The 23,856-nt window shown below is 53.0% G+C and carries 19 protein-coding genes; 7 read left to right on the forward strand and 12 right to left on the reverse strand.

From position 1 onward, the window contains the following. Nucleotides 1-14: 14 nt before the first annotated feature. Nucleotides 15-1,151, reverse strand: coding sequence for an efflux RND transporter periplasmic adaptor subunit (locus UC14_RS15025; protein WP_223509661.1), 1,137 nt, complete (start codon nucleotides 1,149-1,151; stop codon nucleotides 15-17). A gap of 444 nt (nucleotides 1,152-1,595) precedes the next feature. On the opposite strand from UC14_RS15025, the gene UC14_RS15030 reads away from it, so the two are divergent. The 3 genes from UC14_RS15030 to UC14_RS15045 all read left to right on the forward strand — a co-directional run bounded on the left by UC14_RS15030 (nucleotide 1,596) and on the right by UC14_RS15045 (nucleotide 3,817). Beyond that, complete coding sequence (locus UC14_RS15030) at nucleotides 1,596-1,952, forward strand: helix-turn-helix domain-containing protein (protein WP_013577757.1); 357 nt, start codon at nucleotides 1,596-1,598, stop codon at nucleotides 1,950-1,952. Between the two features lie 396 nt (nucleotides 1,953-2,348). Beyond that, a complete protein-coding gene (gene kduD / locus UC14_RS15040; protein WP_013577755.1) occupies nucleotides 2,349-3,110 on the forward strand; it encodes a 2-dehydro-3-deoxy-D-gluconate 5-dehydrogenase KduD in 762 nt (253 codons plus the stop codon). Nucleotides 3,111-3,178: 68 nt separating this feature from the next. Next, nucleotides 3,179-3,817, forward strand: a complete 639-nt coding sequence (locus tag UC14_RS15045; RefSeq protein ID WP_112197982.1) for an RpiB/LacA/LacB family sugar-phosphate isomerase — start codon at nucleotides 3,179-3,181, stop codon at nucleotides 3,815-3,817. 69 nt (nucleotides 3,818-3,886) lie between these two features. On the opposite strand, the gene UC14_RS15050 is transcribed toward UC14_RS15045, so the two are convergent. Together UC14_RS15050 and UC14_RS15055 are read right to left on the reverse strand one after the other, a co-directional pair. Beyond that, nucleotides 3,887-4,207, reverse strand: coding sequence for a cupin domain-containing protein (locus tag UC14_RS15050; protein WP_013577753.1), 321 nt, complete (start codon nucleotides 4,205-4,207; stop codon nucleotides 3,887-3,889). Between the two features lie 3 nt (nucleotides 4,208-4,210). After that, nucleotides 4,211-5,392: an oligogalacturonate lyase family protein gene (locus tag UC14_RS15055; RefSeq protein ID WP_112151357.1), complete on the reverse strand. Its 1,182-nt coding sequence runs from the start codon at nucleotides 5,390-5,392 to the stop codon at nucleotides 4,211-4,213. Between the two features lie 292 nt (nucleotides 5,393-5,684). Here UC14_RS15055 and proP point away from each other — a divergent pair, with 292 nt between their 5' ends. Together proP and amyA are read left to right on the forward strand one after the other, a co-directional pair. Then, a complete protein-coding gene (gene proP, locus UC14_RS15060) occupies nucleotides 5,685-7,187 on the forward strand; it encodes a glycine betaine/L-proline transporter ProP (RefSeq protein WP_013577751.1) in 1,503 nt (500 codons plus the stop codon). Nucleotides 7,188-7,309: 122 nt separating this feature from the next. Then, a complete protein-coding gene (amyA, locus tag UC14_RS15065) occupies nucleotides 7,310-8,791 on the forward strand; it encodes an alpha-amylase (RefSeq protein WP_112151358.1) in 1,482 nt (493 codons plus the stop codon). A 32-nt stretch (nucleotides 8,792-8,823) separates the two neighbouring features. On the opposite strand, the gene UC14_RS15070 is transcribed toward amyA, so the two are convergent. From UC14_RS15070 to UC14_RS15080, 3 genes are read right to left on the reverse strand one after another with little or no spacing between them, the layout of a single operon-like run. Beyond that, nucleotides 8,824-10,167 carry a hypothetical protein gene (locus UC14_RS15070; protein ID WP_232829692.1) on the reverse strand — a complete coding sequence of 448 codons (1,344 nt, stop codon included), beginning with the start codon at nucleotides 10,165-10,167 and terminating at the stop codon, nucleotides 8,824-8,826. A gap of 28 nt (nucleotides 10,168-10,195) precedes the next feature. Continuing rightward, the gene (locus tag UC14_RS15075) at nucleotides 10,196-10,768 is read right to left on the reverse strand and encodes a J domain-containing protein (protein ID WP_112197984.1); all 573 of its coding nucleotides are present in this window, start codon (nucleotides 10,766-10,768) and stop codon (nucleotides 10,196-10,198) included. Nucleotides 10,769-10,772: 4 nt separating this feature from the next. Beyond that, nucleotides 10,773-12,458 (reverse strand): Hsp70 family protein, encoded by a 1,686-nt coding sequence (locus UC14_RS15080; protein ID WP_013577747.1) that lies wholly within the window; start codon nucleotides 12,456-12,458, stop codon nucleotides 10,773-10,775. A 201-nt stretch (nucleotides 12,459-12,659) separates the two neighbouring features. Here UC14_RS15080 and UC14_RS15085 point away from each other — a divergent pair, with 201 nt between their 5' ends. Continuing rightward, a complete protein-coding gene (locus tag UC14_RS15085; protein WP_112151581.1) occupies nucleotides 12,660-13,271 on the forward strand; it encodes a TetR/AcrR family transcriptional regulator in 612 nt (203 codons plus the stop codon). 113 nt (nucleotides 13,272-13,384) lie between these two features. Beyond that, entirely contained in the window at nucleotides 13,385-14,065 is a 681-nt protein-coding gene (locus tag UC14_RS15090) for a type 1 glutamine amidotransferase domain-containing protein (protein WP_112197985.1), read from the forward strand. A gap of 64 nt (nucleotides 14,066-14,129) precedes the next feature. Here UC14_RS15090 and fbaB read toward each other — a convergent pair whose 3' ends face one another. The 6 genes from fbaB to UC14_RS15120 all read right to left on the reverse strand — a co-directional run bounded on the left by fbaB (nucleotide 14,130) and on the right by UC14_RS15120 (nucleotide 23,821). Next, nucleotides 14,130-15,179 (reverse strand): class I fructose-bisphosphate aldolase, encoded by a 1,050-nt coding sequence (gene fbaB, locus UC14_RS15095; protein WP_013577744.1) that lies wholly within the window; start codon nucleotides 15,177-15,179, stop codon nucleotides 14,130-14,132. A 193-nt stretch (nucleotides 15,180-15,372) separates the two neighbouring features. After that, nucleotides 15,373-17,748 carry a virulence factor SrfC family protein gene (locus UC14_RS15100; protein WP_112197986.1) on the reverse strand — a complete coding sequence of 792 codons (2,376 nt, stop codon included), beginning with the start codon at nucleotides 17,746-17,748 and terminating at the stop codon, nucleotides 15,373-15,375. Further along, entirely contained in the window at nucleotides 17,745-20,717 is a 2,973-nt protein-coding gene (locus UC14_RS15105) for a virulence factor SrfB (protein WP_013577742.1), read from the reverse strand. The genes UC14_RS15100 and UC14_RS15105 overlap by 4 nt, the downstream gene beginning before the upstream one ends. A 4-nt stretch (nucleotides 20,718-20,721) precedes the next feature. Further along, nucleotides 20,722-22,071, reverse strand: coding sequence for an SrfA family protein (locus tag UC14_RS15110; protein ID WP_112197987.1), 1,350 nt, complete (start codon nucleotides 22,069-22,071; stop codon nucleotides 20,722-20,724). 209 nt (nucleotides 22,072-22,280) lie between these two features. Further along, a complete protein-coding gene (locus tag UC14_RS15115; RefSeq protein ID WP_013577740.1) occupies nucleotides 22,281-22,688 on the reverse strand; it encodes a hypothetical protein in 408 nt (135 codons plus the stop codon). Nucleotides 22,689-22,930: 242 nt separating this feature from the next. Then, nucleotides 22,931-23,821: a dihydrodipicolinate synthase family protein gene (locus tag UC14_RS15120; protein ID WP_112197988.1), complete on the reverse strand. Its 891-nt coding sequence runs from the start codon at nucleotides 23,819-23,821 to the stop codon at nucleotides 22,931-22,933. Between the last annotated feature and the right edge of the window lie 35 nt (nucleotides 23,822-23,856).

Raw genomic sequence — 23,856 nt, forward strand, 5'->3', positions numbered from 1 at the left:
GTCAGGATTCTCTTTTATTGAACGGCAGGAGCGGCTGGCGTGACAGTATTAGCCGCCATGCTGACGGTTTTGGCATTGACCGGCATGCCCGGCATGAACACTTTTTGTACGCCATCGATGATGACGCGATCGCCTGCTTCAAGGCCTTTCTGCACGATGCGTAAGCCGCCGTATATACGGCCAATTTCAACATCACGTCGCTGCGCCTTGCCGTCTTTATCCACCACATAAACGAATTTACGATCCTGATCGGTAAGGATGGCTTTATCGTCCACCAGCAGGGCGTTGAACTGTGCGCTGCCTGGCATTTGAACGCGGGCAAACAATCCCGGCGTAAATGTGCGGTCGCGGTTATCCAGCAGAGCACGCATGCGGATCGTGCCTGTGCCGGAGTTCAGCTGATTGTCAGTAAAATCGACGACGCCCTGATGCGGGTAGCCGTTTTCACCCACCAGCCCGACATGAACCGGTAAGCGACTTTGCGGGCTGTCATTGAATTTCCCTTCGCGGGCCTGCGCCTGATAGCGCAGGAACGTCCCTTCATCGACATCGAAATACACGTAGACCGTGTCGAGTGACACCACCGTGGTCAGTACACTGGCACTGTCGCCCGCTGTTACCAGATTGCCGGTCGTGATCATCGCACGGCTGGCGCGACCATCAATCGGGGAGATGACACGGGTGAAATCAAGATTCAACTGTGCCATGTCCAGCTGTGCCTGAGCTGCCAGCACATCTGACTGTGCCTGCGAAGCGGCCGAACGACGTTGCTCCGCAGCTTCTTTCGACACAGCCAGCGAACCGATCAGCGCTTCCGTACGGGCGGATTCACTTCTCGCCAGACTGGCCTGATTGCGCGCACGCACCAGTTCAGCCTGCGCCTGTTCCTGCGCGGCGCGGTAAGTGCGGTCGTCGATGGTGAACAGCACCTGACCCTTTTTCACTTCCTGACCTTCCTGATAATTCACTTTATCGATATAGCCGGACACGCGGGGGCGCAACTGAACACTTTGTACCGCTTCCACACGTCCGTTAAACGCATCCCACTGGCTGATTGGTTTGATTAACACATCTGCCGCGCTGACTTGCGGAGCAGGTGGTGCAGCATTTTGCGCCACGCTGTTGTCACACCCGGCGAGCAGGGCAACCATCAGCGCAACCCCTGAAAGGCGCAACGTCAAAGGCGTACCGCCGGAGCGGCCGCGTACAACAACCTGTGATTTTTGCAGGTTCATCATTATTTTTATTTCCAGTGAGTAAGTACTGCCAGGCAATACACCGGCCTGTCCGCCGGGTAACGTCCTTTGCCTGATCTGACTTTTTTGGGACTTGCGCCGTTCATCAGCACAATAATGTATCAAATATTGATACAATTGATTCGAGGGGGATTGTAGGGATGCGCTTACTAAAGTGCAAGAATTACTGTTACACTTTCTGTGCTATTTTACAGAACGTTTACTTCGGGAAAGAGACTATCCGGTAACGGCCAATTAAATGCAATAGTAAAACTTGCATTTAATCGAAAACTGGGTCAACGTATTAAAAGACGAGTCGCCCTCGGGGGGCGCAAACAAAAAAGAAGCAGGAGACTTGCCATGAGAACCGAGGATTTCATTCACGACCTGATCGAGTGGATCGATCACAATCTGGAAGAACGTCTGGATATTAAAACTGTTGCCAAACGGGCAGGGTATTCCCGCTGGTATCTGCAGCGTATGTTTAAAGAGCACACCGGCTTGCCGATGGGTGAATACATTCGTGAGAAAAAACTGAAGAAATCTGCCGATATGCTGGCCAGTAGTGGCGAACCTATTGTCAGCGTTGCGATTTCTCTGGGCTTCGACTCACAGCAATCTTTCACCCGCAGTTTCAAACGCCAGTTTGGTCAGACTCCGGGCGACTGGCGTCGTGGTCTGAATCTGGCAACGGAATGTCAGGGCTGCCTGCACTAACGGTTGCCTCTGCTTAAGCTCTCCGCTTACCTGGTGAGCGTGTACCGCTGGCCCGGCTTCCCTGCCGGGCAGTGAATTTTTCTCTCCCTCATAAACTTCCCTTTCCTCTCCAGAATTCCTCCGGATGATTAATTTCATCAGGCGCTTTGCTGCGCATTTTTCCTGTTTACAGCGTTCAGTTTCTGGCATTTGCCCGACCCCCTGCGTCAGGACGTGATCAACCCAACAAAAAACGACATCAAAGTTCACATAAATTGAAATGACGTTTCAATTTCTTGAGTTGCGGGAGTTTTATCGCTAAACTCCTTTTATCATTTCGGCGCCGGGCACAGCCCGACAACCAATAGTCCTGCGGAAAAGCGTATTCGCCTCCGTTTTATGCATAAAGGAACCATCATGATTCTGGATAATTTCTCGCTTCAGGGAAAAGTCGCGGTAGTGACCGGTTGCGATACCGGTTTAGGTCAGGGTATGGCAATCGGCCTCGCCGAAGCCGGTTGTGACATTGTTGGGATCAACATTGTCGAGCCCACAGAAACTATCGAACGCGTTGGCGCAACAGGCCGCCGTTTCCTGAGCCTGACGGCTGATCTGAGCGACACGAAAGTCATTCCGGCACTGCTCGAACGCGCTGTCGCAGAAATGGGACATCTGGATATTCTGGTCAATAACGCCGGGATCATCCGCCGTGAAGATGCCATCGAGTTCAGCGAAAAGAACTGGGATGATGTGATGAACCTGAACATCAAATCCGTGTTCTTCATGTCACAGGCTGTCGCGAAGCAATTTATTGCTCAGGGCACCGGCGGCAAAATCATTAATATCGCGTCGATGCTTTCCTATCAGGGCGGTATCCGCGTGCCTTCTTATACCGCATCGAAAAGCGCCGTCATGGGTGTGACTCGTCTGCTGGCCAATGAATGGGCGAAACACAACATCAACGTGAACGCGATTGCACCGGGTTATATGGCGACCAACAACACTCAGCAACTTCGTGCCGATGAAGCACGCAGCGAAGAGATTCTGGGGCGTATTCCTGCTGGCCGCTGGGGCTTGCCATCTGATCTGATGGGGCCGGTTGTGTTCCTGTCTTCACCGGCTTCCGACTATATCAATGGCTACACGATTGCCGTTGACGGCGGCTGGCTGGCGCGTTAATCACGCTAATTACTGACAAATATTCACCGACAGCAGCGGATCACACCGCTGCCCAAAGAGGAAATCTCATGAAAATTGCATTGATGATGGAAAACAGTCAGGCCGCTAAAAACGCGATCATCCTGAAAGAACTCAACGCCGTGGCATCGGAAAAAGAGTATCCGGTCTACAACGTGGGCATGTCTGACGAACAGGATCACCACCTGACATACATCCATCTGGGCATCATGGCCAGTATTCTGCTCAATTCTAAAGCTGTGGATTTTGTCGTTGCAGGCTGCGGCACCGGTCAGGGCGCACTGATGTCTCTGAACATTCACCCGGGCGTTAACTGCGGTTATTGCATTGATCCGGCGGATGCCTTCCTGTTCGCGCAAATCAACAACGGCAACGCCTTATCACTGCCATTCGCTAAAGGCTTCGGCTGGGGCGCTGAGCTGAACGTGCGTTTCATCTTTGAAAAGGCCTTTACCGGTGTGAAAGGAGAAGGCTATCCGGCTGACCGCAAAGAACCTCAGGTGCGCAACGCCGGTATTCTGAATCAGGTGAAAGCCGCAGTGGTAAAAGAAAACTATCTGGATACGCTGCGTGCTATCGATCCTGAACTGGTAAAAACCGCTGTCACCGGCGAACGTTTCCAGAAATGTTTCTTTGAAAACTGCCAGAACCAAGAGATCGAAACCTTTGTGCGTGAAATCCTCGCATAAGATTTTGTTTTCTGTGGGGTCAAAAAAACCGGTGCTCATGGCACCGGTTTTTTTTATGATCAGAAAGAATTATAAAAAATCTTGTCGTTGCGGCGTGAACGTGTCGAGCAACACACCTTTTTCCAGACAGACGCAGCCGTGCATGATGTACGGTTTTTTATACAGCGTATCGCCTGCGCTTACTTCACGGGTTTCTTCACCGATCGTGAATTTAAAGCGACCGGACAACACATATGTCAGCTGTTCATGCACGTGGTTATGCATCGGTCCAATGGCGCCTTCTTCAAAATACACTTCAACGGCCATCATGGTGCCGTCATGCGCCAGAACGCGACGGCTCACACCGTCACCCAGATCCTGTAAGGGAATATCTTTTTTAAACGTAAACATCGGTTAGTCCTTGCGTAATGAACTGAGGAGGGCATCCGGGATTTCCGCCAGATACAGTGCCGGTAAGCCTTCGTAATCGGTGGTGAAAAGCACGTGACGGTCATCGGGCGAGAAAGATGGGTGCGGATGCGTCACCTGCCGGTCGCCATCAAGCACTTGCCATGAACTGTTATGCGCGGCCAGAGGAGCATGCTGACGGGTTTTGGCATCGAAAATATACAACCACGGATCGTTTTCAATCGTATGGCTGGCAGTATCTTTCACATCTACCGGCGTACCGGAACCGTCACCGACCAGCAGCGTGCCATTCTCGTTGCTCATCAGATGCGAACAGGCCGGCATAGTCATCAGACAGACATCTTCACCAGTTTGCGGATCGAAACGGCGGATGTGGCGATCATGCTGGCCTTTCAGATAAGACACATACATCAGCGCAGAACCGTCCGGTACCCAGAATTCATGTGTGCAGCTTTCGCCTGGCGCATGCTCTTTCACTTTACGCACATTGCTGCCGTCTTCATTCACCAGCCACATGCGTGCATCAACCAGATCGTGGGGGCCTTCGTGGCAGAAAGCGACGGTGTTGTCATCAAACGGGCGATAAATCGGGTGTCCGAGCCATTCGTTTTTCTCGTGGATCACACGGGATTTCCCGCTGAGTAAATCGACGCGCAACAGACGGCAGTGCGGATTGCTGTGATAAAACGCCTGGAAGATTTTCCAGTCTGACAGGGGCGTCCAGTCCTCACGACTGATCTCGATACCCACCAGACGGGTGCATTCGCTGTTGGCCACCCAGGTGCCGTAGCCAACCCATTCTTCCGGCACCTGATACACGGTGTGCTCACTAAAATCAGCCAGTTTTACGCGCTGCAGGCTACGTTCATTTTTGACGTAGTAAAGATACTGATCATCCGGAGAGAGGAAACCGCCAAAAGTGTTATCGCCTTTGCCTTCCGTCAGTTGCACCGCTTTCTGTGTTTTCAAATCCAGCAGGTAATAGTTGCGGTTGCCGTCAAACTCACCGGCAAACAACAGTTTATTGCCATCACGGGTAAAGCATTTTTGATAGAAATAATTGCGATGACACAACACATCGGGCGGCGTTAAACGGGTTACCCGCGCACCGGTCTGAGGGTCCTGAACGGTATGGAAATTAAATTGAATCTGAGAACCTTTTGCCATGATTCACCCCACAAGTAGTTTGAAATCAGCCGGTGTTCTGGCTTCCTTTTCATTAATTAAAATGCAGTTTCATTAATTTGAAAACACATTACCACTTAGTGAGATAAAACGGCGTCGGGTGAAAACAAAAGTGCAAAGCTGATCACAAAACGGTTGGCTTTTGCCACAGCGTAAAACCATCCTATAATGATATAGCTTACTCAAATGCTATTGATACTCTGGATGATTAAAGAGTACGAACAAAATATCTCACGCTTACACGGTGGAGTATTTTAGAAAAGGGATGTAAAAGATGAGATTAAGAAAAAAACGTGTGAAACCTATGCAAATCAATGACATTACTATCATTGACGACACCAAACTGAAAAAAGCCATTACCGCCGCAGCACTGGGCAATGCGATGGAATGGTTTGATTTCGGTGTGTATGGATTTGTGGCCTTTGCTTTAGGGCAGGTGTTTTTCCCGGGTGCAGACCCGGGTATTCAAATGATTGCCGCCCTGGCAACCTTTTCCGTACCGTTCCTTGTCAGGCCTCTGGGCGGCCTGTTCTTCGGTGCGCTTGGCGACAAATTTGGTCGCCAGAAAGTCCTTTCCGTCACCATCATCATCATGTCCGTCAGCACCTTCTGTATCGGGCTGATACCCGGTTATAACTCCATCGGTATCTGGGCGCCCATTTTGCTGTTACTGGCAAAATTAGCGCAGGGTTTCTCGGTGGGTGGCGAATATACCGGTGCAGCGATTTTCGTTGCGGAATATTCTCCTGACAGGAAACGCGGCTTCCTCGGTAGCTGGCTGGATTTCGGTTCCATCGCCGGTTTTATTCTCGGTGCGGGCGTCGTTGTATTGATTTCCAGCATTGTGGGTGAGGCGAACTTCCTCGAATGGGGCTGGCGTATTCCGTTCTTCATTGCTGCGCCGCTGGGCCTGATCGGTATTTATCTGCGTCATGCGCTGGAAGAAACCCCGACATTCCAGCAGCACGTGGATAAAATCGACAGCGATGCACGCAAAGACATCGCTGAACCGCCAAGAGTCTCTTTCCGTGAAATCCTGACCAAGCAATGGCGGCCTCTGATTATCTGTGTCGGCATGGTGATTGCCACAAACGTCACCTACTACATGCTGCTGACCTACATGCCGAGCTATCTGTCCCACAGCCTGCATTACTCTGAAGATCACGGTGTGCTGATCATCATCGCCATCATGGTCGGTATGCTGTTTGTACAGCCATTCATGGGGATGCTGAGCGACCGCTTTGGCCGTAAGCCTTTCGTGATCATCGGCAGCATCGGCCTGTTCATTCTGGCTATCCCGTGCTTCATTCTGATTAACAGTGATGTGATAGGCCTGATTTTCTTAGGTCTGCTGATCCTCGCGGTGCTACTGAACTGCTTCATCGGTGTGATGGCGTCAACGTTACCGGCAATGTTCCCGACGCATATCCGTTACAGCGCGCTGGCGATTGCTTTCAACATTTCAGTACTGATTGCGGGTCTGACGCCCACGATCGCGGCGTGGCTGGTAGAAACAACCAATAACCTGTACATGCCCGCGTATTACCTGATGGTGGTGGCGATGATTGGTCTGGTGACCGGTATCTTTATGAAAGAAACCGCCAACCGTCCGCTGAAAGGCGCCACACCGGCGGCCTCAGACCGTGCGGAAGCGCGTGAAATCCTCCAGGAACATCACGATAACATCGAACAGAAAATTGAAGATATTGATGCGCAGATTGTTGAACTTGAAGCAAAAAGAAAAAATCTGATTGCTCAGCATCCTGATATCAACTGATTCCGTTTTCCAACATGCCCATAGCCGGTCACTTTGCTGACCGGCTTTTTTTTGCCTTTTACCGCATTTTTTTCGTTCCTGCTCCATACTTCATTTCCTGGTCATCTGAATGGAAAGTCTGTATGCAGAATCCTACGTTGTTTCAGTTCTTTCACTGGTATTACCCGGATGGGGGGAAGCTCTGGCCGGAGGTGGCCGAAAAAGCAGCCTGGCTGGCTGAGATTGGCATTACCGCTGCCTGGCTCCCGCCCGCCTATAAAGGCGAATCCGGGGGATATTCGGTTGGCTATGACACATATGATTTGTTTGATCTGGGCGAGTTTGAACAGAAAGGCTCCCGGGCCACTAAATATGGCGACAAAGAGGGATTACTTGCGGCCATCGGCGCACTGAAACAGCATAAGCTGGGCGTCATTCTTGACGTGGTGCTCAATCATAAAATGGGGGCGGATGAGAAAGAACGCGTGCAGGTTAACCGCGTTAACATTGATAACCGTGAAGAAATCAGTGATGACATCATTGAAGCGGAAGCGTGGACACGTTTCATTTTTGCCGCCCGTGAGGGCCGGTATTCGAAATTTATCTGGGATTTTCACTGCTTCAGCGGTGTCGACCATATTGAAAACCCGGATGAACAGGGCATTTTCAAAATCGTTAACGACTACACCGGCGGCGGCTGGAACGATCAGGTCGACGACGAGTTTGGCAATTACGATTATCTGATGGGAGCCAACGTCGATTTTCGCAATAACGCGGTCAGCGAGGAACTCAAATACTGGGGCCGCTGGATCATGGAACAAACGAACTGTACCGGTTTCCGTCTTGATGCAGTGAAACATATTCCGGCCTGGTTCTATAAAGAATGGATTGACCATATTCAGGCGGAAGCCGAACAGCCGATGTATCTGGTCGCGGAATACTGGTCATTCGATGTCCAGACGCTGCAAAATTACATCCATCAGGTGGAGGGCAAAACCATGCTGTTCGATGCGCCGTTGCAGCTGAATTTCCACCATGCTTCGAAGCAGGGAGCGGATTTTGACCTGACCACCATTTTTGATAACACCCTGGTTGCCGCCGATGCGGAGCATGCCGTGACCCTGGTGGCCAATCACGACACGCAGCCGTTACAGTCTCTTGAAGCCCCGGTTGAGCCGTGGTTCAAACCGCTGGCCTACGCGTTAATCCTGTTGCGGGAACAGGGCGTGCCGATCGTATTTTATCCGGATTTATTCGGCGCAAGTTACGAGGATGAAGGGGACGACGGTAACAATTACACGATTGAACTGCCTGCGATTGTGCCACTGGAAGCGCTGATCAGAGCCCGTCAGCGCTACGCATGGGGGGCACAAACCGATTATTTCGATCACCCGAACTGCATTGCGTTTTCACGCAGCGGCACCGCAGAACACCCGGGCTGCGTGGTGGTGATGTCCAACGGCGAAGCAGGTGAGAAAACGATTGATCTGGGCGACAACTTCGCCGGTAAAAAATGGCGGGACGTGCTGGAAAACCGCGAGGATATCATTACAACCGACGAGCAAGGCAGCGCGCAATTTTACTGCGCTGCCGGAAGCGTCAGTGTCTGGACTCTGGCAGAGTAAAACAACAGCGGGTGGATTAACCACCCGCAACCTTAACGGAAGCCGAAAGCAATCAGCAGGGAATACCCCCCCAGTAATGCGATAAACGCTACAGCTCTGACGATTCCGGCACTTTTTCCCATCAACTGCCGCGGCAGCATCGCCAATATGATAATCGCGTTTAACGGCACGCCGTACCATTTCCAGTGTTTTGGTGCCATCATCCAGAGCACGCAAAAACTGCTGGCACTGAGTACACCATAATTGGTGAATGCCATAACCATATTTCCTGCGTCAGGCTTAAACATCGTAAAGAAACCCAGCATTATTTTCACCATAATCGCGGTCGAGAGCACCGACAACACACATTCTGTCGCGCATAACATACGCGGGCGATAACGCAACTTTCGCTCCAGGTAACGGTAACCGTGAATATACAACCCGATAATCGCGATGAGTAAGATACGCGAGCGCCACGGCTCTGGATGTTCACGCGTCGCCAACATGATCAGCAAAAGCCAGAAGCCGTTCAGGAAAACAGTTCCCCAACTTAGCGCTACCCGGGTTTCAGACAGGGTTTTCAGCAGCACAGAATTTAAATAGGGTAATAACGCAGGATGATACATTCTGATCTCTCTGAGTTTATTGCTCAGTGATGTCATAAAATCGGGTACCAGCTTTGCCCACCAGGGCACGGTTGCACCTTCAACCGTGAGTAACCGCAAGCGCAACCGATTCAGTGTTGAATCCTGATATGCACGTACCATCACCGACCAGTAACGTTTCGCACCAGTCATCTCAACCTGACGTTGCAGGGCCGCCAGCCTGTAAGGTGAGATGCCACCGGGTTGATAATGGTCGACATCCCAGCCCATAATGTCGGAGACCTTGATCAGAAGTGCGGAATATAACCCTTCACGATCACTTAATTGCGCTGCCAGTTCCTGACTGAACAATTCGTGCAGTTCAAGGTTTTGCAGCACATTGCTCTTGAGAAAAACATCCAGACGCTTAAGGCCGGCAGTTTCATCGCCCATCATTTCATCAATAATTTCAGTTGCCTGTGAAATGATTTTTCGCCGTAGCGCAGTATCACGATAGGTTTCCTGCCGGATCTCATTGACGGGGTTAAACGGAGCAGGTTTTTGCAAAAAGGTCTGTGGGACAACCTCAGCAAATGGCTCATGTATTGTGACAACGTCACTGATTGTCGCGTCATTCCCCTGATTTTTCGCCGCATCAAAGGCTTCACGCAAACGTTGATACCCTTCCGGGTCCTGGTCCGGACGGGTATTTTTCAGCTGTCGGGCATAAGCCCGTTTAATCACGCTGAGATCCTGAGTGGGCTCAATGCCTAAAACTGACCAAATTCCCTGGCTGCTCATTCCATCGCCCACGTCATTAATCCTGAATTCAAAAGAAACATCAGTCTTCACCCCAGCGTGTACCGGAATCATCCCGGCAACGACTTCCGGCAGTATTTTCAATTTGCTGATGCAACGCATCAAGCTGACAAAGCGAAATCCCGACGGGCTGATAATGGTCAATTTCCCATCCCATCAGCACGGCAACGTTCACCAGCACCGGGCGGGTCAGTCCTTCACGCTCCGCCAGATCCCACGCCAGCTGCTGACTGAACATTTCGCGCAACTGAAGATTTTGCAGCAATTCTTCTGACAGACAAACTTTCAGCAACGCCACGCCAGCCTGTTCATTTTCCAGCAGCAGGCTGACGGTATCGGATACCAGATGGTGGACCTGCGTCCGGCTGATTAATGCGTCATCAGTCATCGGCAAAAGGGGAGATGAATAAGTGACAGCGTCACTGGTATTCCACACATAATCGCCGCGCCGGGCTGATTCAAACGCTTCCCGCAGACGCTGATACGCTTCGGGATCCTGATCGGGTCGCGTGTTTTTGAGCTGCCGCGCATAGGCCCGCTTGATCGCGCTGATGTCCTGCGTGGCTTCTATCCCCAGAACTGACCAGATCGCCATCGGGCTATTCCCACTCACTGCGCAGATGCACCAGCAGCGCCTCAAATTCCTTACGCGCTGCCGCAATCTGCCGGGCATCCTGCGTGTCGAGCACATGTTCAAAGCGATACAGCTGAGCAGCGATAAACTGCCGCTGGTCGCCAAGGCTTTGTTCATAATACGCATTGGCTTCTGCTACCAGCTGGCGGTTTACCAGTTGCTCACGGGGATGCTGTTTGATGTTTTCCAGTTTCAGCAGACTTGCGGTAATTTGCGCAGGTGTCAGGCTGCCCGGCGCTTTCTCAATCACCAGTTTTTCCACCTGCCCGGTGCTGGTGATTTTACATTCCACTTCCAGAATGCCGTCGAGCGTGTAAGTGAAACGCACCTCGGCGCTCATTTCACCTGCCGGGCGCGGAGGCACATCAACGGCCAGCGATCCGAGCAGTATATTGTCGGCGACCCGCCGTGCTTCACCCTGATAAATGGACAGATTCAGGTACTTTTGCTGATCGGAGATCGTGACAATCGTTTCCACGCGACTCACCGGTACAAAGCTGTTTCGCTCAATCAGCGGCAGAAAATGACCGTCTTCGTAGCCGTCGCCTTTAGGGCGGGAAATTCCGATGCCGAGCGTAAACGGCATCACATCGGTCAGCACGATGTCATCGAGCGCCTGATCCTGCAAGACCAGTCCGGCCTGAATACCGGCACCAAGCGCCACGGCTTCGTCCGGTTGTAACTCACTGCGTGGGAAGCGCCCGAACAGACGGGCCACCGCCTGACGCACCAGTGGCATTCGCGTTGCACCGCCCACCAGCACCACATGATCCACTTCATCGGCGGAGAACCTGGCATCGCGCAGCGCCTGAATCACCGGTTTTTTCATCCGCTCCAGCGTACTTTCACAGCATTGCGCCAGAATTTCAGTGGTCAGCGTCCAGTTCAGCGATCTGTCATTCCACTGGTATCTGAGTGGCGTGCTGTCTTGCGTGGTCAGCTGGCATTTCGCTTTTTCCGCCAGCGTAATCAACTGTCCGAAAAGGGCGTTATCGTCTTTATCCAGCTCCGGATACTGCGCCAGCATCCAGCCGGCAAGACTGCGGGTAAAATCATCGCCACCGAGGAACACGTCGCCGCTGCTGGCCCGCACTTCAATCACGCCTTCGAACATATCGATAATTGAAACGTCAAACGTGCCGCCCCCCAGATCGAACACCAGGAATTTCTGCTCCTGCTGATTCACCAGCCCGTAGGCCAGTGACGCCGCCGTCGGTTCATTGAGCAGACGTTCAACATGCAGTCCCGCCAGTTCACCGGCAGCCTTCACGGCCTTGCGCTGAATATCATTAAAATAAGCAGGAACGGTGATAATGGCGCGCTTCACCTCACAGCCACAATGTTGCTCAACATCCGCTTTCAGGCTGCGCAGCAGAAGGGCGGAGAGCTCTTCCGCACGAAAGTTTTGATGTCCAAGCCGGAACTGATGCTCCGTGCCCATGAAACGTTTAAAACTGGAAAGGGTGAGGTCAGGGTGGGTAAATAACCGCGCCTGTGCAGGCGCGCCGACCAGGACATGACCGTTATCATCGAGACCGATCACTGAGGGTGTCAGATTTTTTCCATAGACGTTAGGAACCAGAACGGACTGACCGTCTTGCCAGATGGCAACTGCGCAGTTTGAAGTGCCTAAATCTATTCCTATCAACATCCGTATCACCCCAGAAGCGTAAACTGTATATAACCGAAAGAACTTTCATCGGCCAAATTTACAGAAAGTTGAGGAGATTTTGTAGATTGCCGGATTTAATTCCTGACGAAAAACCGACATTTACCGGCACTGAGGAACAGTGGACATCAATTTTTTTCTTAACCACTAGACGACTGGTCTAATTCAATGTATTGTCAGCCCATGAACACGACAAAAGCATCTGACACAGGCAAAACTGACCAGCGTAAACACATTCTTGCTGTGGGGCAGTCCCTCATGGCGAAGAAAGGTTTCTCGGCAGTCGGCCTGAATGAAATTCTGACCACCGCGTCCGTACCGAAGGGGTCGTTTTATTACTACTTCACGTCGAAAGATGCATTTGGTGAGGAACTGCTGAAAAGCTATTTTCAGGATTACCTGTCTGCGATGGATGTTACCCTGGCCCAGCCGGGGCTGACGATGGCGCAGCGTCTGATGAATTACTGGCAGCAATGGCAGGAGAGTCAGTCATTTTACGACTGTCAGGGTAAATGCCTCGCCGTGAAACTGGGTGCCGAAGTAGCCGATCTTTCTGAACCGATGCGTCAGGCGCTGAATGATGGCACTTCCGGCATTATCAGCCGCATTGCCCGGGCGATTGAAGCGGGAATTAAAGAAGGATCGATGGCCGTCAATGATGCGCCGCTGATTGCCGCACAAGGGCTGTATCAGTTGTGGCTCGGGTCAAGTGTGATGGTGAAAATTTTACGTAATACGCAACCTTTTGACGCCGCCATGACGATGACACAACAGATTATCCATCAGCCGCAGTAAGCTGATGCGTAACAAATGACACCTCACGTTGAGGTGTTTTTTTGAAAATGATTACAAGACGACTGGTCTACTATACAAACATTTCAACAGCATCAACAACCTGGATAAACAACATGAAAATTCTGATGGTTCTGACTTCGCACGACAAACTGGGCAACACGGGCCGTAAAACGGGTTTCTGGCTGGAAGAGCTGGCAGCACCGTATTACGCTTTTAAAGATGCAGGCGCAGAAATTGTGCTGGCGTCCCCGGCTGGCGGCCAGCCACCGCTGGATCCGAAAAGTAACGAACCGGATTTCCAGACGCAGCAAACCCACCGCTTTGAAGCCGATGAACAGGCGAGGGCTCAACTGGCCTCCACCGTGCGTCTGGACAGCATTTCTGAGGCTGATTTTGATGCAGTCTTTTATCCGGGCGGTCATGGCCCGTTGTGGGATCTGGCGGAAGATACAACCTCCATTGAGCTGATCCAGTCATTCCAGGCTGCGGGTAAACACGTTGCGCTGGTGTGTCATGCGCCTGGCGTGCTGCGTCATGTGAAAGATGCACAAGGTAATCCGCTGGTACAGGGCAAAAAAGTCACCGGTTTCACCAACAGCGAAGAAGCAGCGGTTGAGCTGACCGACGTAGTGCCTTTCCTGGTGGAAGATGAACTGAAAGCACTGGGTGGTGTGTATTCGAAAGGCGCTGACTGGGGTTCTTACGTAGTGCAGGATGGTCTGCTGATCACCGGGCAGAATCCGGGTTCTTCCGCAGAAGCGGCAGAATTGTTAGTTCAGCAACTGAGCAAATAATCGAAACAAGTAAACATGGCCGGAAGGGTAATCTTCCGGCCTTTTTTATTGTGCAAAATCAGGATCAGGCAATCGTCACTTTCGTATCCAGGTACACATCCTGAACGGCATTAATCAAACCCACGCCTTCTTTCATTGATTTCTTGAAGGCTTTACGCCCCAGAATCAGTCCCATCCCGCCAGCGCGTTTATTGATGACCGCTGTACGCACGGATTCCTGAATATCATTTTCACCTGCGGCACCGCCGGAATTAATCAATCCGGCCCGCCCCATGTAACAGTTCGCCAGCTGATAACGCACCAGATCAATCGGGTGATCGGTCGTCAGTTTGGAATAGACGCGTTCATCGGTATAACCGAATTTAACCGCTTTGTAGCCACCATTATTTTCTGCCATTTTCTGTTTCACAATGTCTGCGCCGATGGTCGCTGCAAGGTGGTTTGCCTGGCCGGTTAAGTCGGCGCTGGAATGGTAATCTTTGCCGTCTTTCACAAACGCCGGATTACGCAAATATGCCCACAACACGGTCACCATGCCCAGTTCATGCGCCCGCTCGAAAGCGGCTGAAATTTCTTCTATCTGGCGACGTGACTCTTCTGAGCCAAAATAAATGGTCGCGCCCACAGCCTGCGCACCGAGATTAAACGCCTGTTCCACACTGGCATACAGTGTCTGGTCATATTGTGTCGGATAACTCAGGGTTTCGTTGTGATTGAGTTTGACCAGGAACGGAATTTTATGGGCGTAGCGGCGTGAAACGGAAGCCAGTACGCCGTAAGTTGACGCTACGCAGTTACAGCCTGCCTCGATCGCCAGTTCAACAATATTTTTAGGATCGAAATACAACGGGTTCGCGGCAAACGAGGCGCCCGCTGAGTGTTCAACACCCTGATCGACCGGCAGAATCGACAGATAACCGGTACCGGCTAACCGTCCGGTGTTATACAAGTTTTGCATCGCAGCCAGTACGCGCGGCGAACGGTTATTGTCGATCATCACACGGTCAACAAAATCGGCTCCCGGCAGGTATAGCTGGTCTGAGGTGATGGTGGAACATTGATGCTGAAGAAGTGAATCGGCTTCTTTGCCTAACAACTTGGTGATATCAGTCATAATGGACTCCGTTTCTGCTCTGTGCGGGGCACAAAGCGGTGAATGATATTTTCTTACCCCACTAGGTATAGACGGATTACGCCGGGTTTGTGTGACTCATGCTGCGGTTATGTCTCTGTTTGACGTCAGCCACGCGCAGACACTCACTGTAAAAAAAAACCGGAACAGCATTGTGCGGTTCCGGTTTTTGATATTAGTTGTTGGCTTTCAGTGTATTGAGTAATCGCTCCAGACTTTCCCGCCGCTGCGCAGGGATTTCCCCGCCCGCCGCGTAACCGGCGTTGCGCATGATGCTTTCCTGCAAACCGACCAGCCAGTCGTAAATGTAAAACGCCGTGGAATTGGTCGGCGTGGCAGAAAGTTTTGTCAGGCGGCGGGATGACTTCCAGCTTGCAACGCTTTTCTTCGGCTTGGCAAAAATCTTATTGCCCTTATTGATACGGCTTTCCGGGCGTCCGGCTTCTGCTTGCTTCTCAAAGCCCAGCCAGGCAACAAAATCACCGAGCACCGTCAGGGCACGTGAAACCTGACGATCCGCATGATGCTCATGTTCACGCGTCCCCGCAGATAACGTACCACTGAGTGAACGTACCAGCGCATCGCCCATGTTCAGACGGAAACTGGCGGTGATCAACTCTTCCATCAGCAACTCGACTGTTGGCTTAGCCACGCCAAGCAGGGCGATCAGCGGTTCGTTTTCCGGCAGGCTGCGCAGATGGTTAATCCAGTAACGCTGTACCTGGCGCGCAAACGCCGTGCCGTCGTCCGGTTTTTCCTGCCAGACCTGCACGTCCTGCTGCTCAGCGAATAAATCGATATCAATACCAATACCAAAACTTTCCACGCCAGATTCATCCTGCTCGCCCGTTTCGGCCTGCTTACCGGCATGTTCGTGATAAATACGGTGCAGTTCGTCGCGGCCGGGCAGCAGTTTTTCCAGCAGCTCGCCGTGAACACCCGTGCGGGTTTGCAGCGCTTTAATGACGGTCTGAACTGTGCGTTGTTTTTGTGCCGGATCGGCTTTGTCGCCCGCCTGATACCAGCGTCCGAGCAGGTTATCCGCCAGTTCACGACGCAGCTCGTCACGTATTTCGCTCAGACGGTTCAGCCTGATTTCCGGACGAATTTCAGCCGCCAGATAATCTGCCATACGTTGCAGACCGCGATCATCCATCGCCAGCAGCGCGCCCCAGGCATCACCCGGATTGCCCACATGACGCTGAACGGCCTCGTCGAAATGTGCCGATCCGCTCATGCGGCGATCGAACGGCGTGAATACCCACACCAGTCCCGGTTTGCGGCGGTCACGCACCTGCGTGTTTTCGCCGTGCATTTCTTTGACCCAGTATTCCAGCGTGCGGCCCACGGCAACCACGTCATCACGCACGTCAGCCGCCGTGCAAACCATCAGCATGTTCATTTCATGCCGGTCGGTATAGCGCTCCGGCAGATAAGAAATTTTTGCGCGGAACAGATCGGAATGTTCATCCTCACCGCTTTCATCAGTCAGCGCGCCATAACCCGGCAGATCCAGTAAATCGATCTGTTCGAACAGGACTTCGCGTGGTGGGGAAAGCAGGGGTATTTGCACTTCAGAGGCAAGCATGGTCAGCTCAGCCAGTGACAACGTCACAGATGGTGCGCTTTCATCTCCCCATTGCGGGCAAACCGGGATCTGAATATCCCAGCCGGGCGACTGACTGAAAATACCGTCTGCCGGTTGCATGGCGTCATCAACCAGAATGCTCAACGGTGCCAGCAGGCTTTCTGCACCGCTGAGGTGTTGCAGCGTGTGGGCATAGTGGCGATACGCTGCCGTCAGCGCAGGGTCGTTGCCCCATAACAGAGAGAACAGACGTGCGCGATCGTCGATGTTCAGATAAGGCGCGAGCTTCACCGCCACTGGCCAGTAATGTGCATTCAGATAACGGAAACGGCGGGGATCGAGGCGAATCATGGAATCCCATAATCCCATAATCTGTTCGCTGGTAAAGCCGTCTACCGGCTCCGGCTGACGGTGCATCATCAGTTTACTGAGGTGCTCGGTGATTTGCTGTGTGTCCGCCACGGGGTAATGACTGTCCGGCTGGAAAGCGCGGATAACGATGCGGGCAAGATCGGCTTCATTGAGCAGCAGCACACGAACCGGAAATGCGCGATCCCTGACGTCTGCCTGACGGGTAAAACGGGTGGCGAAACGCGCCACACGGTTACCGGGGTTAATCTGGGTCAGATAATCGAGCGTGACACCCCCGAGACGAGTCTCCAGTCGCCCGTAGTTACCGGCCGCCAGCGAACAAATCAGGTACGATTTCCCGGCCTGAGAATGCCCGTAAAAACCCAGTGCTGGCGGCAGTTCACAGGCCTGTGCCAGGCGCTGTGCTTTCTCGCGACAGCGTGTTAACTGCAAATTCAGCCGGTCGGCTTCCAGATCAAGACGCGGAGCTTCAGCGCGTGTGGCGTCGACCCAGCCCAGCGCCTCGCCGATGGTGTCAGATACCGCCGCAAACTGACGCTGCAAAACATTGGTGGTCAGACCGGCGTTTGTTTCTGTCGTGCTTGTTGTCATGAGACGAATACGCTCCCACTGTCGATCCAGTAATGGCTCTCGCCCAGTGTATTTAGCCGCAGGCGCAGGTGATGAGGAGGCACTTTGGTGCCGTTATCCAGCACCGCGCTGGCAATATCAAAAAATTCCGGCGTCGGATGATCTTCCCCTTTTTTCACCGCCAGTTTCACCCGCAGCACACTGTCACCCGCCACTTTACGCGCCAGTTCAGGTTCCGCGATGGACAGGGTATACAGCGGCGAGGCTGGCCAGCGGTCATTTTCCAGCTGGCGGAAGCCCAGACAAATGGCACCGCGAATGCGGAAACTGGCCGCACTATCGAGTTTGTAATCATGGGCATCAAGATCGATATCACCGTAACAAACGTTATCTTCAGTCAGCACCTGATTGCCGTCGAGCATACCGAGATAGCGCACGGTCGAATACGGCTGGAAATCACCGGCTTTGAAATAGAAGCCCGGCAGACGTAAATCCAGCGCCAGCAGACACAGCATTGCGCCGACGGCTGCTGTGGATTTCGGGTTGTCGATGCGCCCGAGTTTGTTAAACGGATACCAGCCGCTGGTGTGATAACCATCGAGTGACAGCATACGGTTGATCGGCAGCGGTTGCAGATGGCGGAACAACGCCTGAATGCCGGGGAAACGCGAAGGACGACCGGTCAGCAGCAACACATCGCAGTCATGCAACGACACCACTTCACACAGCGAACGCAGGTTCTGCGTAATGCTCATGCGGTTGGATAAAAACTCACTGTGCAGTTTGCTGAGTTTCAGTACCAGCGGTACCTGAAGAAGATCAAATACCGCCGAACCGGCAGGCAGAACGCGCTGGATTTCGGTATGCAGATAATCCAGCACTTTCAGCGTCGGTGTCTGTTCCAGCAATTCACCGAATGGCGCATCAATTTCTGCGTGGGTATCCAGCGGATCAAAGCGTTCGTAAACTTCCAGCACTGACCGCGCCAGCGGGATAAAAATTTGCAGCGTACTTTGCTGACGCAAGGTGGCATGCCCGTCCATGCGCCCCTCGCTACCAAACAGGCGCGTCATCAGGCTGTCCGGGTTAGCCAGTCCGGCTTTCTTCAGCGCCGCATGTAACGCAGGTAAAATATAGAGCTGAATGACATCCAGCAGAATATCGTCGCCCGCCACTTTAAAGCCTTCGCGGAACAGTAAACGCGGAGTGATTTTGACATTATTCCCCATCCCGTCATCGAGCCAGTATTGCGTGATGGCCAGATCGGTCGTCCCGCCGCCGATGTCAATCGAGGCGATACGGAGGGTTTTGCCCACCGGTTCATCGTCGGCCAGTTCGCGGTCAGGACGCGCCATGCTGGCAAAAAACTCGCCGGTATGACCGCCAAAATTCACCTGCGTTTCGTTGTAGAGATACACCATTTGACCGCAGGTTGCTTCGTCCCATTCCATCTGCACATCCGGCACCGGCACGCTGCTTTTGGCTTTGTCGTTCTGGTTTTTAAACGCGTCGTCAGAGGGATGCCAGCCCATGGATTTCCACACCAGCCCGATGGCTTCCTGCATACGGCGGCGGAAAATTTCACGCTCCGGTTTCGGCATCGCCGAGGGCAGGGTCAGAATAATATTGCGTAACTGGCGCGGTGCGGAAGATCGCAGCATACGGGTGCGCTGCGCCGGGCTGTTAATTTGCATCAGCGCCTGCGCCAGCAGTTCCGACAGCATCAGCGTCATCACCGAGCTGCGGCTGTAATGGGCGGAGAACACCGGCAGGCGATCTTCCGCAGGCAGATCAGACAGCGGCTGACCGTCGTCATTGATCAGAAATGTCAGCGGCATGGCTGCAGCGACCGGCTCGGTAATCGCACCGTGACCGCCCTGGCTGAAACGCCAGCCCGGCGTATAACTGTCTTCATCCCACAAATAACGGCGCGGGCTGGAAATCCCGGTCGATCCTTCCGTTCCTTCGCGCAACAGTGCCAGACGACTGGCTTCCCGACCGGCGCGTAAAATTGACGGCCAGATAAAGGCGTCATCACGGCCGCTTTCGACAGAGAAGTTCGGTTTACCAAAGCGAGCCTGGGCAAACTCCACCCGGCTCTCGAACAGTTCGTTATAAAGAAAATGCGGCTGAGAGAGGTCGCGCAGTTGCAGTTCGCAGGTTTGCTTCAGGCCATCGGTTTCGCCTGCATGGTCTTCCACCAGAATGCCGCAGGTGTGCGAGTTACCCACATCCAGAATCAGATCGACGTTAATCGCCGGTTCCTGCAACGTCGCGCCATTAATTTTCAGTTCAGGGATACCAAGCTGGCTGCCGAGCATTTCCAGCAGATTCAGATAATGTGCCTGATATTCGAATTCACGCAGGGCGACTTTAATATTGCGCGCTTCACGTTCCTCGCGGATAGCGGACTGCTCGGTGAATACTTCACGTAACCAGCCGTCCACCCAGGTCTGATCGAGGAAATCGGGCAGTTCTTCGTTATGCCATGCCAGCGCAAAGCTGATGCCGTTTTTGACGTCATCCGGTGTCGGTGCGAGCTGGGTTTGTTCGTCATCGCCTTCCACTACGCGGGTATCAAAGGCAATCACGACGCGGTGCGTGCTGCCATCCGCTTCCGGGGTATCCAGTTCACGGATTTGCACCCGCGCCCAGTTGTCGGGACCGGCCATAAAGGTGCGCGGCGGATTAAAGCGCAGGAACGGCAACGGCAGCCAGATCTGGTCAAGCAGTTTCAGCGACTGTTCCAGCGGGAAACTGAATTCAGGACGCACCACTTCCGGCGCACCGCCATCCACTCCCGGTAAAAAGTGACGACCATTTTGCGGGTTATAGTCGAGGCGCAATAACGGGCCGTTGGCGCTCTTGCGCACAAATTTGGCAGGCAGTCCGTCATCCCACACTGGCTTCAGCGCGAAGTCGAGGAACTGGATGCCGCTGTCGCGGATCAGGGTAATCTTTTGTTTAAAATCTGTAAGGGTTGCCAGCATGCTGTTATTTACCTTCACGCTTAATGGTCATTGGGTAAACCGTGTCGCCGGTATAACGACCCTGACACACGGCAGCGCCAGTCGCGCCCTGAGTACAACTGATTTCCGGCATCTGATAACGGGAGCCGTCGCTGCATTTCGCCCGGTAACGGCTGTTAATCACCAGATTTCCTGATTGCATCAGACCGGCATTTGCCACCGTGCGGCAGGTCACGCCCGCGCCGTAGGTAATTTTTACCGTACCCTGACCCTGTTTAAACTGATAACGCAACACCGGCGGTTTACCGGTAACCGGATCTTTGATATCCACCACCACATTCCAGTTACCGTTGAGAAATTTGGTCGAGCCGATTTTTACCGCATCAGGTGGCATCACTAAGGCATTTTTGCTGACAGGCACAGCCGGTACAGCAGCGACCGGTGTTTTTTCCACTTCCGCGACGGGCTCCGGAGAAGGCACCACCACAGCGGCCGGTGCGACCGGTAACGGTGTCGGTTCCGGCGTCTTCACTTCGGGGGATTTCACTTCTTCAGCCACCAGTGGCGGGGCAATCACCGCCGGTTCCGTTGTCGCAGCAGGTTTCGGCGCTTCGGTCTTCGCGGTTTCAACTTTTGGCGCAGGCGTACGGGAATATAACCAGCCTGCGGCAGAACCGGCGACGACCAGCGCCGCGACCGGCAGTGCCCAGATCAGCGGAGATTTTTTACGGCGCGGGGTCGCAACCGGTTCCGGCGCCGTAACTTCCTGTTCAGCCGCGCGGGCTTCAATGGTTTTAATTACCCGCACAGGTTCCGGCTTTTCAATGACCGGTTCCGGCGCTTTGATTTTTTCTGCTACCAGCGACAGCGCTGGCAGGGGTTCATCGGCGGTCAGCGTATTGCGCAGCGCCGCAAAAGGATCAGGATTACTGACGCTGTCGAGGCTCAGGAAGCCCCAGAAGGTCAGTACAGGCTGCCCTCCGACCAGATACACATGGTTTTGATCCGGAAAACGGAAGGCTTTTTCCAGTAACGAGCCAAAAAACTGAGTGGCGGGTTTCTCAGAAGATTTTGCCGCTTTGCTGATTTGTGACACGGTGTCGAGACAGTTCTCGAGCTGGCGCAAAGCCGATGCGCGCGCGGTATCTGTGGCAGCGGCCCAGGAAACGACTTTACCTTCACGGGGGGAATACCAGTCGAGGCGGTCACCGGCCTCATTAAGCTGCGGGATCGCCAGACAGTCGGCAATCACCGGTTGTTTACGCAGACGTAAGGTTTCGCGTAATTGCAGGGCTGATGCGTAAACCGGTAGCCCGTTTTCGCCCAGTGCAAGGATGTCATTGAGACTGCCACTGCGTAAAAATGATTTTGCCACGCCTGAATAGCCTTTATGTGTTTTGCTCCGCGCCAGCGCGCAGGCAGAAAAGGTTCATGATGCTGCCACTTTAGGCGATTTAAGCGAAATCAAACGGGTGAATAAGCGATAAAAAGGGTGGCTGTTTGTGGCGTGGAGCGCGAGGCAAAAGAGGGGAAACCCGTACGGGGGCAAAACGCACTGTCAGCCCCCATGTGGTCGTCAGAAAATTACAGGTGGAAGTTATCGTACAGATGGCGTTCTATCGCCATCAGTTTGTTACGGTCATAATGACCAAAAAACAGCGGCCCGCCAATGGCGTTGATCGCAGCGCCACTGGCTGTGATCGCCGCCGATTTAAAATCACCGGCTTTTATCGCCCCCGCAGTATCACGTGCAAATACCCGCGCTTCTGAAAGTGAAGCCGATGTTTCGTAAAGGCGTCCGTTTGTCACCGCAGTAATATTGCGTGAGATGCTTTGGTACGCCTGCTCCGAAATACCGACATTGGCCTCGCGCAGCATTCTGTTAACGCAATACACCGCCTGCGCGTAAATCGAGAACTTGGTGGTTCTGATTATTTGTTGCTCAAGCTGCCCTCTGCGAAAGAGTCCCTGACCATTATCACCGTATGGCATTATCATTCCTTTTGACTTTCAGTTAAAAACAAACCTCTCCGCGCGCGGAAAATAGCCTTTCAGCCGCGACGCATAATAATAGAAAGCGATTTATTTCGACCCCTTAAAATCAGAAAAAAGTGATATGACGCAAGGATAAAACGGCAGGGTAACACGCTGTAAGATAATGACATTCACGCTGTGAATGTCATTAGATTTAGAAAGGAACTTAATTAATAATCCACCCTGTTTCAGGCAGTTTTTCAGTGCTGAAATAAGGTATCAAGCACGGAAGTAAGATGCTGACGGGCATCGGCCGACAACGACTGAAGCGGTAACGGCAGACAAGGGGCCGATACCAGGCCAAGAATTTCCGCTGCGGCGGCCACAACGCGCAGGCTGCCGTGCTGACGGAACAGCGCCCAGAGCGGCTCTAACTGAGCAGACAGCGCCTGCGCAGTCTGCGCATCGCCTTTTTGCGCCGCGCGGGTGATCGCCAGCGGAATTTCCGGGAACAATCCGGCAATGACGGAGTACCAGACATCGCCGCCTTGCGTCAGCACCGTGGCGGCCGCCAGATCGCCCGCCGCGCCAAGTGTCACATGAGAAGGGACAAGTCGACGGAGTTGGTCAAGCCGTTTACGCGTGACGAGCGGATCCGCTGAAAGTCCGGGAATTTTGATACTGCCCACATGCGGCAATTGCGCGATACGTCCGTAAAGCTCATCGGTGAAATCGAAATGCGTGGTGGCCGGATTGTCGTAAACACACAACGGCACGGAAAGATGTCGGCTGACGGTTTCATAGAGCGTAAACACTTCATCTTGCGTCAGTTTCTGATACGACACCGGTGCCAGCAACACGGCGCTGACGCCTGCCCGCTGGGCATCTTCTGCAAGATGCAATACATCGGAAGTCCGCACCGAGCCGATACTGACCATCACCGGAATACCATTGGCGTGTTCTACTGCCAGCCGCGCAACGCGGTCGCGTTCACTGTGCTTCAGATAGGCATAACTGCCCGTCGAGCCGAGCGCACCAATGGAGTCCACACCCGCACTGACCAGCCGTTCCATCAGCCTGACAAAAGATTTCTCATCAATACCTTTTTCAGTCAGCGGCGTAAGAGGAAAAGCACTTAATCCTGTGAACATCGGGTTCTCCCGTAAGGGTTAATTAACACGACTCA

This window comes from Rahnella sp. NRRL B-41462 (assembly GCF_003263525.1).
Taxonomy (GTDB): Bacteria; Pseudomonadota; Gammaproteobacteria; order Enterobacterales; family Enterobacteriaceae; genus Rahnella; species Rahnella aceris.